The organism is Rhizobium sp. SVR5-9E (genome assembly GCF_056755095.1).
On the sequence record NZ_JBNDHS010000783.1, the window covers coordinates 1 to 233 of the forward strand.

At 61.8% G+C, this 233-nt stretch carries 1 pseudogene; it reads left to right on the forward strand.

The features are described from left to right. A pseudogene (locus ACPYOJ_RS36975) lies at positions 1 to 203 on the forward strand (GcrA family cell cycle regulator); the annotation flags it as partial. Between the last annotated feature and the right edge of the window lie 30 nt (positions 204 to 233).

Here is a 233-nt window from a genome sequence, read left to right on the forward strand (position 1 = left end):
GCAATACCTCGGCTCCCCGCGCGCCGAACTATGCCTCGCGGCTTGCAACCCGCCCGGTCACGCGCCAGTTGGGCGCGACGATGCTCAAGGAAGAGATCGAAGTCGAACTGATGGCGGAAATGGAATATCGTCCGGCCGCGAACGTGGTCGTACCGATTTCCCGCCGTATTGGCCTGACCGAGCTTACTGAACGCACCTGCAAGTAGCCGGTCGGCGATCCGCTGAAGGATGAT